Annotated in this window: 1 protein-coding gene; it reads left to right on the plus strand. The window is 48.6% G+C overall.

Annotated elements, in window-relative coordinates:
* Window positions 1-599, plus strand: a 599-nt coding sequence (locus tag R7Q09_RS26945; protein WP_318144051.1) for an argininosuccinate synthase domain-containing protein, incomplete at both ends; no start/stop codon positions are given.

Raw genomic sequence — 599 nt, forward strand, 5'->3', positions numbered from 1 at the left:
GTGGCTAAAAGAGAATTATGACTGTGAAGTCGTCGCTTTCGTGGCCGATGTAGGTCAAGGTGCTGAAGAGCTCGAAGGCATTGAAGCGAAAGCAAAAGCATCTGGCGCATCAGAGTGCTACATCGCTGACCTAAAAGAAGAAATGGTAGCAGACTACATCTACCCAACACTAAAAACCGGTGCTTACTACGAAGGCAAATACCTGTTGGGTACATCAATGGCGCGTCCTATCATTGCTAAAGCGCAGGTTGAAGTTGCACGTAAAGTGGGCGCGGACGCATTGTGTCACGGCTGTACTGGTAAAGGTAACGACCAAGTGCGTTTCGAGGGCGCGTTTGCTGCGTTAGCACCAGATCTACACGTTATCGCTCCATGGCGTGAGTGGGATTTAGTGAGCCGCGAACAATGTCTGGATTACCTTGCAGAGCGTAACATTCCTTGTTCAGCGTCTCTAACGAAGATTTATTCGCGTGATGCGAACGCATGGCACATTTCTACTGAAGGTGGTGTGCTAGAAATTACATGGAATGCACCAAACGAAGATTGCTGGGTCTGGACCGTTGATCCTGAACAAGCGCCAAATGAAGCTGAATACGTTA

The organism is Vibrio sp. 2130-1 (assembly GCF_033339515.1).